Annotated in this window: 13 protein-coding genes; 11 read left to right on the top strand and 2 right to left on the bottom strand. The window is 38.0% G+C overall.

Annotation, left to right across the window (positions count from 1 at the left end):
• The 8 genes from D8Q48_RS09545 (at position 1) to D8Q48_RS09510 (ending at position 10,787) form a co-directional block, all read left to right on the top strand.
• Entirely contained in the window at positions 1-3,465 is a 3,465-nt protein-coding gene (locus D8Q48_RS09545) for an FAD-dependent oxidoreductase (protein ID WP_121056364.1), read from the top strand.
• A 227-nt stretch (positions 3,466-3,692) separates the two neighbouring features.
• Entirely contained in the window at positions 3,693-3,962 is a 270-nt protein-coding gene (locus tag D8Q48_RS09540) for a hypothetical protein (RefSeq protein WP_330514261.1), read from the top strand.
• A 98-nt stretch (positions 3,963-4,060) separates the two neighbouring features.
• Positions 4,061-4,687: a class I SAM-dependent methyltransferase gene (locus D8Q48_RS09535; RefSeq protein ID WP_121056363.1), complete on the top strand. Its 627-nt coding sequence runs from the start codon at positions 4,061-4,063 to the stop codon at positions 4,685-4,687.
• 4 nt (positions 4,688-4,691) lie between these two features.
• The gene (locus tag D8Q48_RS09530) at positions 4,692-5,606 is read left to right on the top strand and encodes a ketopantoate reductase family protein (protein WP_172696945.1); all 915 of its coding nucleotides are present in this window, start codon (positions 4,692-4,694) and stop codon (positions 5,604-5,606) included.
• Between the two features lie 12 nt (positions 5,607-5,618).
• On the top strand, positions 5,619-6,452 hold the full coding sequence (locus D8Q48_RS09525) for a class I SAM-dependent methyltransferase (protein WP_121056362.1): 834 nt from the start codon (positions 5,619-5,621) through the stop codon (positions 6,450-6,452).
• A 142-nt stretch (positions 6,453-6,594) separates the two neighbouring features.
• Positions 6,595-7,212: a TetR/AcrR family transcriptional regulator gene (locus tag D8Q48_RS09520; protein ID WP_121056361.1), complete on the top strand. Its 618-nt coding sequence runs from the start codon at positions 6,595-6,597 to the stop codon at positions 7,210-7,212.
• Positions 7,213-7,317: 105 nt separating this feature from the next.
• Positions 7,318-9,057 (top strand): ABC transporter ATP-binding protein, encoded by a 1,740-nt coding sequence (locus D8Q48_RS09515; RefSeq protein WP_121056390.1) that lies wholly within the window; start codon positions 7,318-7,320, stop codon positions 9,055-9,057.
• 2 nt (positions 9,058-9,059) lie between these two features.
• Positions 9,060-10,787 carry an ABC transporter ATP-binding protein gene (locus tag D8Q48_RS09510; protein WP_121056359.1) on the top strand — a complete coding sequence of 576 codons (1,728 nt, stop codon included), beginning with the start codon at positions 9,060-9,062 and terminating at the stop codon, positions 10,785-10,787.
• A gap of 265 nt (positions 10,788-11,052) precedes the next feature.
• Here the strand turns inward: D8Q48_RS09510 and D8Q48_RS09505 are convergent, their stop codons facing one another.
• Both D8Q48_RS09505 and D8Q48_RS09500 read right to left on the bottom strand, forming a co-directional pair.
• Complete coding sequence (locus D8Q48_RS09505) at positions 11,053-11,385, bottom strand: hypothetical protein (RefSeq protein WP_243116266.1); 333 nt, start codon at positions 11,383-11,385, stop codon at positions 11,053-11,055.
• A 295-nt stretch (positions 11,386-11,680) separates the two neighbouring features.
• On the bottom strand, positions 11,681-11,821 hold the full coding sequence (locus D8Q48_RS09500) for a helix-turn-helix domain-containing protein (RefSeq protein WP_118688662.1): 141 nt from the start codon (positions 11,819-11,821) through the stop codon (positions 11,681-11,683).
• A 311-nt stretch (positions 11,822-12,132) separates the two neighbouring features.
• Here D8Q48_RS09500 and D8Q48_RS09495 point away from each other — a divergent pair, with 311 nt between their 5' ends.
• The 3 genes from D8Q48_RS09495 to D8Q48_RS09475 all read left to right on the top strand — a co-directional run bounded on the left by D8Q48_RS09495 (position 12,133) and on the right by D8Q48_RS09475 (position 14,733).
• Positions 12,133-12,426, top strand: coding sequence for a type II toxin-antitoxin system RelB/DinJ family antitoxin (locus D8Q48_RS09495; RefSeq protein ID WP_015527712.1), 294 nt, complete (start codon positions 12,133-12,135; stop codon positions 12,424-12,426).
• 673 nt (positions 12,427-13,099) lie between these two features.
• The gene (locus D8Q48_RS09480; RefSeq protein WP_330514264.1) at positions 13,100-13,546 is read left to right on the top strand and encodes a CPBP family intramembrane glutamic endopeptidase; all 447 of its coding nucleotides are present in this window, start codon (positions 13,100-13,102) and stop codon (positions 13,544-13,546) included.
• Between the two features lie 104 nt (positions 13,547-13,650).
• Positions 13,651-14,733, top strand: coding sequence for a GGDEF domain-containing protein (locus tag D8Q48_RS09475; RefSeq protein WP_172696946.1), 1,083 nt, complete (start codon positions 13,651-13,653; stop codon positions 14,731-14,733).
• The last annotated feature ends 272 nt before the right edge of the window (positions 14,734-15,005 follow it).

Raw genomic sequence — 15,005 nt, 5'->3', positions numbered from 1 at the left:
GTGTTTGAAAAATTATTTAGTCCTATAAAAATAAAAGATATGGAATTGAAGAATCGTATTATTCTTCCGGCGATGGGAACTAAATTTTCAGGTGATGGAAGTGAAGTTACAGACAAGCTGATCGATTATCATGTAGCACGTGTAAAAGGCGGAAGCGGACTGAATATCGTAGAAGTTACAAGTGTTTATTCACCTGCAGCACCAAAGCGTTTTCTTTCCCTTAGTGAAGACGAGTATATTCCAGGTATGAAACGATTAACAGATGCAATCCATGCAGAAGGCGGTAAAGCCGGTGTTCAGTTATGGCTGGGAGCTCTTGCGGTATCTTCTGACCGTGCAGCACAGATCATTATTCCAAGTGATATGCCAATCAGCGCAGAGGTAACAATTCCGGGAATGCCAAAGGAATTGATCCCGGTTGTAGTAGATGCTTATGGAAAGGCTGCTAATCGTGCAGTTCAGGCAGGATATGACTGTATCGAATTCCATTGTGCACACACATATTTGCCACATTCTTTCCTGTCCGGAGGAATCAACAGAAGAACAGACGAGTATGGCGGATCTTTTGAAAATCGTGCCAAATTCCCATTAGAGTGTATTCGTGCGATTCGTGCTAATATGCCGGAGGGAATGCCTTTATTAATGAGAATCGATGCACATGATGATTACCTCGAAGGCGGTCTTACGATTGAAGAAGTCATTGATTTTTGTAAGCTTGCACAAGAGGCCGGTGTTGATGTTCTGGATGTTTCCAGAGGAAATATTTTGTCAAATGGATTAAAATTTGAAGTTCCTCCGGTAGATCTTCCGCAGGGATTTAATGTTGATAATGCAGCGAAGATCCGTGAAGCAACAGGTATGCTGACAATCGGAGTTGGCCGTATCAATACACCTGAACTTGCAGAAAAGATACTGGAAGAAGATAAAGTAGACATGGTTGTCATGGGACGTGCACAGCTTGCGGATCCTGATTTCTGTAAGAAAGCAGAAGCAGGACAGACAGACGAGATTGATTACTGTGTAGGATGTAATCAGGGCTGCTATGATGGATTTGAAAATATGGATATGGAATGTATTACCTGTCTTCGTAATCCGGCACTTGGACGTGAAAAGGAATGCGAGATCCATCCGACAGAAAAACCTGAGACAGTACTTGTAGCCGGTGGCGGTATTGCAGGACTAGAAGCGGCAATCATTTTAAAGAAGAGAGGACACAATCCGATTCTTTGTGAGGCTACAGATACATTAGGAGGTCAATTCTTAACAGCAGGTGAGGCGCCGCGTAAGAAAGAAATGAAGGCCGCTGCAATTTCAATGGCGAAAAAAGCAGAACGACTGGGCGTTGATATACGCATGAATACGAAAGTTACACCGGAACTGATTGAAGAAATCAAACCACATACAGTTATGAATGCAATCGGTGCAGAGTCAATCGTTCCTCAGATTTCGGGCGTAGAGAAAGCATTTGTAAAAGATTCTCATGATGTATTAGACGGTAAAACAGAAGTTATAGGAAATGTTGTTGTGATCGGCGGGGGTATGGTCGGTATGGAAACAGCAGAGTATCTGGTAGAAAAAGGATTGAAAGTAACTGTTCTTGAAATGCTTCCGGATATTTGCTCCGATATGGGAACAACAAGAAAAATCTGTATGGGTGAAGAAATCCAGAAATCAGGCATTATTCCTGTTACATCTGTAAAGGTTACAGAGATTGGTGACGGTGTCGTGATTGGAGAAAAAGATGGGGAAAAGGTAGAGTTCCCATGTGATACAGCAGTGCTTGCGATCGGCGCTAAAAAGCGTGACGGAAGTGCACTTGCAGAGACATGTTATAAAAATAGTATCGGCTACTTTGAGATTGGTGATGCAGCCATGGCAAGACGTGCATTGAATGCTACGAGAGAAGCAATGGATGCTGCCCTTACATTTGACCGTGAAGATGTACACAGAGATGTATCAAAACCGAAAAAGCTTGTATTTATAACAGGTGCAAGCGGAATGATGGGTGGCCAGACTCTGAAACAGCTGTTGGCAAGACCAAATCGTTTCAAAGTACGTGCGCTGCTTAGACCATCCGATAAGAATCGTCTATTTGCTAAGAAGCATATGTGCCCGGCACTTGAAGTTGTATGGGGAGATATGGCTGATTACGATACGATTAAAAAGTGTGTAGATGGTTGTGATTATGTATTACATATCGGTGCAATGGTATCTCCGGCAGCAGATAAATATCCGGAAGAGACCTTGTATACGAATATCGGATCAACATTAAATATCATTAAAGCAATTAAGGAACAACCAGATCCGGATAAAGTTCATTTAGCATATGTAGGAACAGTTGCTATGACGGGAAGTCGACTCGAGCCGGTACATTTCGGACGAGTTGGAGATCCAATGAATCCATCAATCCATGATTACTATGCATTGTCAAAAGTATTTACTGAGGCAGCATTATATGACTGTGGATTAAAATACTGGGTATCCATTCGTCAGACAGGTCAGCATCCAAGTGCTGAGACTGCAGCTCAGGAACCAATCATGTTCCATCAGCCGCCGAACAACGTATTAGAGTGGAGTACACAGATTGAGTCCGGTATCTGTATGGCAAACTTATGTGAAGACTGGGTAGATGAAAGCTTCTGGAGAAAAGCATATAACTTAAGTAGTGGGAAAGAATTCCGTAAGACAACATGGGAATTTATGAATATGAATCTGAATCCAATGGGTTACAGTTTTGAAGAAGTTTATGAGCCACAGCAAATGGCAAGATTTAACTTCCATGGACAGTATTACACAGATGCAGATGTGCTGGAGAATTATCTCCACTTCCGTTGCATTTCCGGAAAAGAATACTGGGAAAAGGTTGAAAGTACAGCAAGACGTATGTTCAAGAACCCGATGATTGCGGCAATGCTCCCAAATATTGAGCAGTTAAAGGCTAAGAATAAAGCAATTGCTTCAAAAGAAATGGGACCAAGATGGGCAGAAGAAAATAATGAGATAGATTGGATCCAGGCATTCTATGGATCTTTGGAAGAAAAGCATAAACTGATCGGAACAAAATTCGAGCTTCACCGTCCAAGCGAGGAAGAAACATTCCTTGATCATGGATATGATGAGAGCAAAGGTCTGGAGAATCTGACAGCTGAAGATCTGCAGAAAGCAGCAGAATTCAGAGGAGGTGAATATCTCGGTGGCGAAATTGAAGATATCTATACTCCGGTAAAATGGAAATGTGCATTCGGACATGAATTTGATTTATCCGTAAATGCAGCTCTTCAGGGAGGACACTGGTGTCCGGAATGTATGAAGAAGAGTTGGGCTTATCCGAAGATTGCAAGAAAGAATCCATTCTACGCACAAGTATGGGATCCACAGCACAGTGCAGATGAGACATATGAAATTCCTATGAAATTCAGTGCGTTTGAAATTCGCGAAGAACTGAAGAAGAAACTTGACTTATAAATTTGGTATATGAAATATAAAGTGATGTATACAGCAGGAGTGAAAAAACGGACAGGAAGAGAATGCAAGATTCTCTTCCTGTTTTGTCGAAAAAATCGCATTGCGTATTTATGAAGAATGTGATTATAATGAATGTATAGAAAAAACGGAATGTTTTCGTAAAAATAGGAGTAATAAAAGAATGAGCGTGCAGACAGTCTGCACAAATTGGATTGAATTATAAGACTATGAAGCGAGGTAGTGGATATGGAAAAAGACCCGTTCATTTATCTGATGATGAACGTACCGAAGAAGCAGATAAGGTTTCGTCCCGTATTGCAGAAATTCTTTCCGAAACAGCGTTTTCATTTTCTCCGAATGAGTATATTTCTATCCACCGCAAACTTTTTCGTGGGATTTATAAACACGCCGGAAAGATTCGAGATTACAACATCACAAAGAAAGAATTCGAGTGCGTCAAAACTTCTTTCAAATTTAGTATAGGCGGATATTATTGAACCGGTATCCGGATACGGAAAAGGAAAATGAGGAACATGGATTAGAGTAATATGAGTTCGCTTTGCGAAAAGTAATCAGGGAAACGGAGGACAATTCTATGACAGATAACACAAATAAAGGCTTTTGGGAAAGAATGGCAAGAATATATACTGCATTTATGTCAAAAAACGATACCGCTTATGGGCAAATTTGCAAACTGTCAGAACAGTATATAGACAGTGAGAAGTCTGTCTTGGAATTGGCTTGCGGAACGGGACAGATTACCTTTTTAATGGCAGGAAAATCCGGCTCGTGGGAAGCAACAGATTACTCGGAAAATATGATAAAAGAAGCTAAAAAACGCAATCAAGGCGAACACAAATGCGAACAGCTCCGATTTTGTGTGCAGGACGCAACAAATTTGACTTATGAAGATGAAAAATTTAATGTTGTCGTGATTGCAAATGCTTTACATATTATGCCACAGCCAGAGAAAGCATTAAAAGAAATTCACAGAGTTTTGAAAAAAGACGGAATTTTGTTTGCTCCTACCTTTGTTTATGAAAGGGGCTATCCCAAATTGCCGATATGGCTTATGGAAAAAGCCGGGTTTAAAACCTATCATAAATGGCAAAGTGAAGAACTGAAAGAATATGTCGGTAACAAAGGCTTTTGTGTTGTAAGGGTAACCTTGGTAAAAGGTAAACCGCTTTCGGAATGTGTTTTGGTTGCAAAAAAGGAGTGATAACGTGAGAATATTGATTATTGGTGCAGGTGTGCTCGGTTCAAATTTGGCACACTCTATGCGAAAAGGAAATGACATAACCATTCTTGCAAGAGGTATAACCTACCAAAATTTAAAAAACGGTGGACTTGTAATCAAACATAAGTTTGGAAAGAAAACAATAGACTATTTTACTGTTATAGACAAGCTTCAAACAGACGATATTTATGATGCCATTTTTGTTGTATCCAGATTTTCATCTTTAGACAGCATTGTTCCAATGATAAAACGCAACAAAAGCAAAAATATCGTGTTTGTAGGTAACAATATGACCGTTGAGAAATATGAAAATTTGGAGAATAAAAATGTATTGTTTGCATTTTTTAGTGCGGCAGGCAAAAAGTACGACGGCTACATAAATTCCATCTGCCTAAATAAAATTGAAATCGGAAGGACAGATGGCAAGGAGGTTAGTGATAAATTTATAACTTCTATATTTGCAGGTACGAAAATAAAAGTGACGATAGATAATAAAATGAATGATTATCTGAAAACACACGCTTGTGCTGTTCTTCCGCTTGTGTTTGCAAGCTATAGAGCAAATGGTAATTTAAAGTTGCTGAAAAAAAATAAAGCGTATTCGTTAGACATTATGGATGCTATCATCGAAGGTTATGATGTGCTGAAAAAAGCAGGCTATGAAATATTGCCCAAAGGGGAATACGAAACCTGTGTAAATAAAAAGAAATTCTGTGCTTGGATGTACAGATTTATGTTTTCTAATTTTATTGGTAAGCTGTGCATATCTGATCACGCAATGAGTGCAAGGGAAGAGTTTATGATGTTGGAAAGTGAATTTGAAAAGTTGAAGAATGAAACCGGAATTGAAACCGAAGCGTATGATAAGCTGAAAGTGGATTTTTTGCATTATACGAGGTAAAGGAGAACGCATATGAAGTACCACATTGAAAAGAACACCGTTCAGGAAACATTGATTATTCCACTTTACGGAAGAAAGAAATGCACAGAAAAATTCCCTCAGCTTTTTAAAGACGAAACGGCGGTACGCTTAATCGAACAAATCGATTATGATTTTTCGGAAGTTGAGAAAAAGGGCGACAGTACGATGCAGGAATTCGGCTTTTTGGAGATTGCTATACGCCAAAACGATTTAGCGTATGAAGTTAAGGAATACTTAAAAAGTCATCCAAACGCCGCAGTTGTAAATATGGGATGCGGTTTGGATAACACGGGAAGAAATTGCGATAACGATTCTTGCCGAATTTATAATATAGATTTCCCCGATGTTATAGAAGTCAGAAATTCTCTGCTACCTGCCGGAGAGCGTGAAAAAAATATTGCCGCCGACTTGAAAAATACCTCTTGGTTTAATGAAATTCAAGCCGACGGCGGAGTAATTTTCTTCGCTTCGGGAGTATTTTATTATTTCCTTACAGAAGATGTAAAAGCGTTGTTTTTGGCAATGGCTAAGCATTTTGCACAAGGTCGTATTGTATTTGATACCTGCGGCAAGACAGGTGCCAAGATGATATCAAAGACATGGCTCAAACAAGCAGAAATTAAAGATGTAAACGCATATTTTTCCGTTGGAGATGCTCAAAAGGAAATTGCCCATTGGTCAGACAAATTTGAGGTGTCAAGTAGGGGATATATGCTCGGTTATCAAAGTCTGAATGTGCCGTCGGTCAAAAGAATACATCGCATATTGGCAAAAGTCGGCGACAATATGATGAAAATGAAGATTGTTAGAATTGATTTCAAATAATACGGCGGAATGATTTTATGTTTAGACCGATGAGAAGAATAAAACAACAGGTGTCCGATGACGAGTACAAAAAAGGCTTGACAAGTGGATATAACACTGTTATACTAATAGCAATATAACAGTGTTACATTGGGGTGCAAAAATGGCAAATGAAGAGTCTACAACATTACAAAACATATTGGCGGCAGGTAAAGAGGAGTTTCTTGAAAAAGGTTTTAAATCTGCTTCGCTTCGCAATATCGTCAAAACGGCAGGAGTTACGACAGGTGCATTTTACGGTTATTTTTCCGGAAAGGAGGCACTTTTTGCCGCTCTTGTTGAAGAACATGCAACGGCTATAATGAACATATTTATGTCTGCTCAGGAAGATTTTGAAATGCTTGACGAAAAAGAAAAGGCAAATCATATGGGCATTGAAAGCAGAAAGAGCATTAACTCTATAATTGATTATATTTACGAGCATTTTGACGAATTTAAATTGATTATTTGCAAAAGCGAAGGTACCTGTTATGAAAATTTTGTACATAATATGGTTGAAATAGAAGTAGCGGAAACTTTTGAATTTATAAAGATTTTAAAAAAGCAAGGCTATGATATTCCCGATATGGAAAAAGAAGTTTGCCATATGATTGCAAGCGGAATGTTTACCGGTGTATTAGAACTGATTGAGCACGATATGAAAAAAGAAAATGCAAAAAAATATGTGTCTACATTTTTGGATTTTTACATTGCAGGTTGGTCGAAAATTTTAGGGATTTAAAAGCCCTTTAATTTTTATATAGCGGTTAGTGTAGGCTAACTAAAAAATAAATGATTTGGAGGAATCAAATTGAAAGAAAAAAAGGAATCAAGTTTTTCAAGACTGATGGGATTTGCGGAAATTTACAAAAGTTTTACTTATATTTCGCTTGTTCTCAGTGCCGTAAGCAGCGTTCTTGCGCTTTTTCCGTTCTATTACATATGGAAAATAATCAAAGAAGTGCTTGACGTTATGCCGAATTTTCAAAACGCAACGGGAATTGTTAAAAACGGTGTGTTTGCCGTTATATTTGCACTTTTATCTATGCTCATTTATATTGCAGCTTTGCTCTGCTCTCATACGAGCGCATTTAGGGTACAGGCAAATATGCGCAAACAAATGATGCACAAGATAGTGACTTTGCCCCTTGGCGAAATCGAAAAAATCGGCAGCGGTAAGCTTCGCAAAACAGTAAACGATTGTTCAAGCGCAACCGAAACATATCTCGCTCATCAGCTTCCCGATATGGTCGCTTCAATAGTTACACCTATTGGACTTTTGATGTTTTTGCTTGCGTTTGATTGGCACTTCGGTCTTATTTCACTTATACCGATTGTACTTTCATTTGTAGTAATGATGGTGTTTATGACGGGAAAAACTCTCCAAACAAAAATGGAGGAGTATCAAAACGCACTTGACAATATGTCAAACGAAGCTGTTGAGTATGTAAGAGGTATTCCCGTTGTTAAAGCGTTCGGTCAAAGCGTGTTCAGCTTCAGAAAATTTAAAAAGTCGATTGATTCATACAGCGAATGGGCAATTGATTATACCCAAAATTTGCGTGTTCCGATGGCAATTTTTACGACGCTTATTAACGGAATCTTCGCGTTTATTATTTTCGGCGGTTTGATTTTTGCAAAAGGCGGAGTCACAAACGAACTTATATTGAATATTCTTTTCTATATTATTATTACTCCTGTTTTAACGGTTACAATGACAAAGATAATGTTCCAAAGCGAAAACAAAATGATTGTAGAAGATGCATTTAAGCGTATCGACAGTATTATGAACATTGAGCCTCTTAAAACAAGCGAAGCAAAAAAGGTTAGAGATTCAAGCGTTGAATTTAAAAATGTAAGCTACAGCTATGACGATGAAACCAAAGCGATTGACGATGTATCGCTTGAAATCAAACCGAATCAAACCGTTGCTTTTGTCGGACCGTCCGGCGGCGGCAAAACGACGCTTGCAAATCTTATCACAAGATTTTTTGACGCACAAAGCGGCGAGGTGCTTGTTGGCGGAGTCAATGTTAAAAATATTGAAAAAGAAGAGCTTAATAATACTGTTTCATATGTTTTCCAAAACAGCAAGCTTATAAATGCAAGCATTCGTGACAATATTCTTCTCGGAAAACCGAACGCAAGTATCGAAGATGTTATGTCGGCTCTTGAAAAAGCGCAATGTCTTGATATTATTGACAAGTTTGATAAGGGTATCGAAACGGTTATCGGAAGCAAAGGCGTATATCTTTCCGGCGGCGAAACGCAAAGAATAGCAATCGCAAGAGCAATTCTTAAAAATTCGCCGATAGTTATTCTGGATGAAGCCACTGCTTTTGCCGACCCCGATAATGAGGTTAAAATTCAAAAAGCGCTTGATGAGCTTTCAAAGGATAAAACAGTTATTATGATTGCTCACAGGCTTTCGACGGTTAAAAATGCCGATTGTATTTTTGTACTTCAAAACGGCAAGCTTGTTGAGCAGGGAAGTGCAAAAGAGCTTAACGACAAAAATGGTCTGTTTGCTTCGATGTTCAAAAACTATTTGACATCGGTAAAATGGAAAGTCGCAAAGGAGGCTTAAAAATGATTGAAAAACTTATGCACAGATATGCGCTTTCAAGACGAGGTGCAAAAGATTTGATTAAAGGCGTAGTGGCTTGTACATTGCAAGATATTTCGTTTATGTTCCCGGTTACGCTCCTTTATTTGTTTGTTAAGGATTTGCTTGCAAACAACTTAAAAGACAAAACTTTATTTTATGTAATCGGTGCCGTTGTTTGTTTGATTATTGTTTTTACAATAACCTTATGGCAATATAATTCAACATTCCTTGCAACATATGTTGAAACGGGAACAAGAAGAATTGCACTTGCGGAGAAGCTTCGTAAAATTCCTCTCTCCTTCTTTTCAAAAAAGGATTTGGCAGATTTAACGAGTACAATTATGGCGGATTGCACATATCTTGAAACTGCTTTTTCTCATTTCATTCCGCCTTTTGCAGGCTCGATGATTTCGACGGTTATTATAGCGATAAGCTTGCTCTTTTTTGATGTGAAAATGGCAATTGCTTCCCTTTGGGTTCTTCCTGTGGCTATAATTATCGTTGTTTCTACGGCAAAGCTTCAACAAAAGCTGACGCAAAAATCAATGGATGCAAAAATGGATGCCGCAAATGGTATTCAGGAATGCATAGATACAATTGCCGATTTAAAATCAAACAATGCCGAAAAAAGATATCTTGTATCGCTTGACGACAAGATTGACAATGTTGAGAAAAGAGCTCTTAAAGGTGAATTTGGTACAGCCGTTTTTGTTTCCTGCGCACAAATGGTACTCAAGTTGGGCATTGCGACAACGGCGCTTGCAGGCTCGGCACTTCTTATTAAAGGTGAGATTGATGTGCTTACATTCTTTGTATTTTTACTTTTGGTTTCACGACTTTACGACCCGATGCAAGCCGCTCTCCAAAACCTTGCCGCAATAATCAGCACAAAGACGAATGTAGACAGAATGAATGAAATTCTTGACTATGATGTGCAGTCGGGTGATTCAAAGCTTACCAACAATGGCTATGATATCACTTTTGACAATGTAAGCTTTTCCTACAACAACAACGAAAAGGTTCTTGATAATGTATCGTTTACCGCAAAGCAAGGAGAAATCACCGCTTTGGTAGGTCCTTCCGGCGGCGGTAAAACAACTGTTTCAAGGTTGGCTGCACGATTTTGGGACGCAACAAGTGGCAATATTACAGTCGGCGGTATGAATATTTCAAATGTTGAACCGGAAACACTTTTAAGTCTTTATTCAATCGTATTCCAGGATGTTACGCTGTTTAATACTTCTGTTGCCGAAAATATTCGCCTCGGCAAAAAGGGTGCAACAGACGAAGAAGTTCTTGTTGCGGCAAAGCTTGCAAATTGTGATGAATTTGTTCAAAAGCTTGCAAACGGTTACGATACAGAAATCGGTGAAAACGGCTGTAATCTTTCCGGCGGTGAGCGTCAAAGAATTTCTATAGCCCGTGCATTTTTGAAAAATGCGCCGATTATTCTTCTTGATGAGGCAACCGCTTCTCTTGATGTTGAAAACGAAACGCTAATTCAAACGGCATTGTCTAAGCTTATTGAGAACAAAACCGTAATAGTTATCGCTCACAGAATGAGAACGGTTGAAAATGCAGACAAAATTGTAGTTCTCTCAGACGGAAAAATTGCCGAATGTGATACACCGGATAAGCTTATGCAAAAAGACAGTATCTTTAAGCATATGACAGAACTTCAAACAGCAAGTCAAAATTGGACTATATAATCAGATGGTTTGAACTCTTTAAAACCCTGAGAAGTTCATTCCCTCGGAGCTTTTTTAAAATTGAAAAATCACAGAGCATACAATCCGTTTTGGAAAGTATGCTCTGTGTTTTTATACTTTTACACTTGGATTTGTATATTGTCCGTGTTTCGTCGTGTTTTTGCCGTATTCAATAGCAAATTTAGGGCAACGGTGCAGACAGCCAAGGCACATTACACATTTTTCTTTTACCCATATAGGGCGTTTGTTTTTCATTTCGATAGCATTAACAGGGCATTTTCACGCTGTAAAAAGCACTTACTTTTCCTTTAATCAATCGTCGAGCTTGAGCGTCGGAGGCACCTGGTGTTGTGCCGTATGTTGATATAAGATATAAATAGCTTGTATGAAACTCGGTTCTTTCAAGAAATTCTTTTACTATGCTCGGTAATCCCCAATTATATGTCGGAGAAATAATACCTATACAATCATCGGTAAATTCATATTTGTTTTCTTTTATGCAGTCTGTCAGATTAACAAGTGTTTCGTTTAGATTTTCGCTAAGCCTTTTGGCAACATACCCGTCTATAATTCTTTGCAGTTCTTCACAGCGTTCCATTTTCTAACCTCTTTTGTCAATGTGATTGGTTAATAATCTTTAACCATTATATATGAATCCGTTATTGAAAACAACATCGGTAAAGAAATTCGTTACCAAACCGATACTGTAAAAATAAGGTTCGAGATATCGATTTGAATAATGAAAATCATTTCCCATTTTACAGGAATTCCAGCCTGTTCATTAGTGAAATGATGCAGAAAGTTCTAGACGATATAATAAACAGATGAATTTGATTATAGAATCAGGAGGTATGGCGGTCACTATCCTATGTTAAGAATTTTAGTGGTAATTTCTAAGATTTGTTGCAGGAGAGTTTTAGATATTCTCTCGGAGTCATTTGATAATACTCTTTAAAAGCTTTATAAAAATTACTATGATTGCTGTAGCCAAGCAGTACAGAGATTTCCTCGATTGTCAGGGAAGTATTTTTCATCAGTATAAACAGTTGGCAGATATTCCTGGAAAAAGAAATCTTTGCGGATAAGCACACCGATAATTACAACATCTTCACTGCTATCGGCACGCAGAGCATATTATCATAATTTATTGAACATCAGGAACTGGATGAGTACAGAAAGAAAAAGTTGTGCTGATTGTATTTGTATTATACTTGCCTCAATTGAAATCCAAGATTCCATACCCACTATATTGGATAAGTGCATAGAAATAAGTGAAATATCAATATAATTGTATTGAATTAGCAATGAAATAGCATTATAATAAAGAAAAAAGGAGGTATCTAAAATGGCAAGTACAATTCAGATTAGGGTAGACGATGATTTGAAAAATAAATCAGATCAGCTTTTTAAAGATCTTGGAACTGACACGACATCAGCAATAAGGATGTTTTTAACGCAGGCGGTTGCATATAATGGATTTCCATTTGAAATAAAACGAACTGTGCATAATCCTTATACATCTATGACAGAAGAAGAGATGCTTCAAAGACTGGAACAATCCAGAGAATCTTCAAAAAAGGGAAATTACCGAAATGCAGATGATGTGATTTCAGATATGAGAGGAAAATATGGATTATAAAATAGTTGTAACAGCTGAAGCATTGGAAGAATTCAGGTCGGGCTAATGACCAGATACATAAATTTTTGCAACAGAGAGAGAACGGAATTTGAGGAATGGGTTTTGCAAGCTATACTGGGCATCGAGGAAGCAGCTATGAGAAGAAATGGAATAAATGCGATAACAAAGGTAATTCCTGCTGTTACAGATGATATGCTTTCTGCCATGAATGACAGATATGTTGTACCAGTGTTATGGGTTGAAGGATAATACATAGCAAAAGTGTTCTTAAAGATTTTGGACTCAGTGAATCCAAAATCTATGCGGCTGTTATTGAAAAGTTATATTTAGAGAAAAGAGGATGAACATGGAAAAAAAGATACATGTAGAGGTTCTCTGACAGTAGAAGTATTGCTGTTTTTAATTCCGTTTATGAAGGTAAAATCACAATGAAGGAAGCACAGAGCCTTATTGACAGCTATTCTACAAAACATGATGACGTTTGGAAAAGCGGTCATCATCAACGGTGAAGATACTTATGTGGCGGAATATAGGGAACGATAAATTTCAATTACGGAGATATTATGATGAAAAAGTCATTATGTTATTCTGCAATAACACTTGCAGTAACTTTTGTTATAGGAGAGCTATTACTTTTTTTGTTTCCTGAGGGAAATGCAATTGGTTCATCTATTTGGTTTATATGCCATGGACAATCCTGCAGGGGGGATTAGAAGAATGTGGCTGGAGATGGTATTTGCAGCCAAAGCTTGATATAAAGTCCTATATATTAAAAATGTTCTTAATATCAATCGTGTGGTTTTTATGGCACATTCCAATTTATAGATTACCTTGGATTACAGCTGGCTCCAGTAATTATTTAATATTCTATCTAATGATATTAGGAAATACATTTATGTTTGGAGCGATAAAAGAAAATTCCAAAGGCGTGTTGCCCTGCGTAATCGCACATATTTTAATAGATTCGTTAGCTGCAGCGATGCTTGTAGGAAGTAATATTATTAAAATTGGAATACTGGTGGGGGTTGAAGTGATTATATCTATTTTTTGTGTTATAGTAAGAAAAGAAAATAACAGCAAAATACGTAGGAGAACATTAGATATATGCAAAACATTATGAATCAGTATATATGCTTTATTGCATTGTGGTGCCTTATAATGAACACCTATATTGTTTTTTCATCCAGCAATGTGAAAGCTCTCGAAGAGAGAGAAAAAAAGGTGATGGAAAAGATTATCTATTTTATCACAGCAGCATTGCTGCTGGGGGATCTGGACACTTATATGTTTGCAGGTATGAATGCGAAATGGGTGTACTTGAATTTAGAAATCGTAAATTATGCAATGTACTTGTTAAAGTATCTGTATCTGACGGTTTTTACAATATTTCTTATGAATGAAAGCGACAGATTTGTAAAAATAAAGAAGATCTTGTTGGCAGTGTCCATTCTGTGTGGAATCGTTAGCATGATCTGCATCTCACTGCCGGGAGTCAGAAAAGAGTTTTTCTATATCAGTAGTGATAATTATTTTTATTATGGCAGACTTTATGGCATCATCAAGGTTCTGCTTGCATTAGATATTTTGGTATTATTAGCTGCCCTGCTGTTGGAGAGGAAGCAATATAGCAAAAAAATATTTCGCTTGTATCTGATATATGCTTGTATCCTGACAGCTACTGCGTTCCTTGATTATGTTATTGATACCTGGTATCTGCAGAATCTGGCGATTTTCTTTTCATCCATGATTATTTCTGTAAATCATATGATACAGGTTTCGGATCAGTGGCTGGATGCAAAAAGAGAATTGTTGATTTCCGAATACAGAGCGAGCCACGATATCATGACGGGGTTATGGAATAAAACCAGTGGTGTGGATCAGGTTAGAAACTGTTTAGAAAATATGTCAGAAAGTGATATGGCAGTATTGGGATTTATGGATATCGATAATTTCAAGTCTGTCAATGACACATATGGACATGAAACCGGTGATTTCTGGATTCGCGAAGTAGCCACAGCACTTCAGGAAATGTGCGGTCCGTCAGACATTGCATGCAGATATGGCGGTGATGAGTATATTCTTTTCCTGCAGAATATCGGAGATAGAGAAGAATTAACGGCACGCATTGAAGGCTTCAGAAAAAAGATTCATGATAAAGCAGAAGAAAAGGGACAGGATGTGCATTGCAGCATCGGACTTTATCGTGTGAAGGGAGCAGGGAGAAAATTAGCTGAATGCATCATAATATCTGATGCTCTGCTTTATCAGGCGAAGAAGAATGGAAAAGATACTTACGTAATAGAGTAAATAAAAGGGGAAGAAAGAGATGTATAATGCCGTCGAATGGGGCAGTATACCGGAAAATTTCATTTCCATAAAAATCTTTCAGGGTGCCAAGCAGGGCACCCTGTTTTAATTTCTGACCAGCATATTCTACTACCAGATACAGGAAAAGCACATCATCGCACAGATAAGTGACGTAATTCCATAGCTTCCTCCCTTAAGTACAATAAAAAGTAAGTTTATACTAACCACTATAACAGAAAAAAAGACAGCGCAAAATCAACAAATTCAGCTGA

Source organism: Ruminococcus sp. B05 (assembly GCF_003628495.1).
GTDB classification, from domain to species: Bacteria; Bacillota; Clostridia; order Lachnospirales; family Lachnospiraceae; genus Schaedlerella; species Schaedlerella hominis.
The sequence above is the reverse complement of the archived record's forward strand: the minus strand, read 5'-3'. Positions and strand labels throughout refer to the sequence as shown.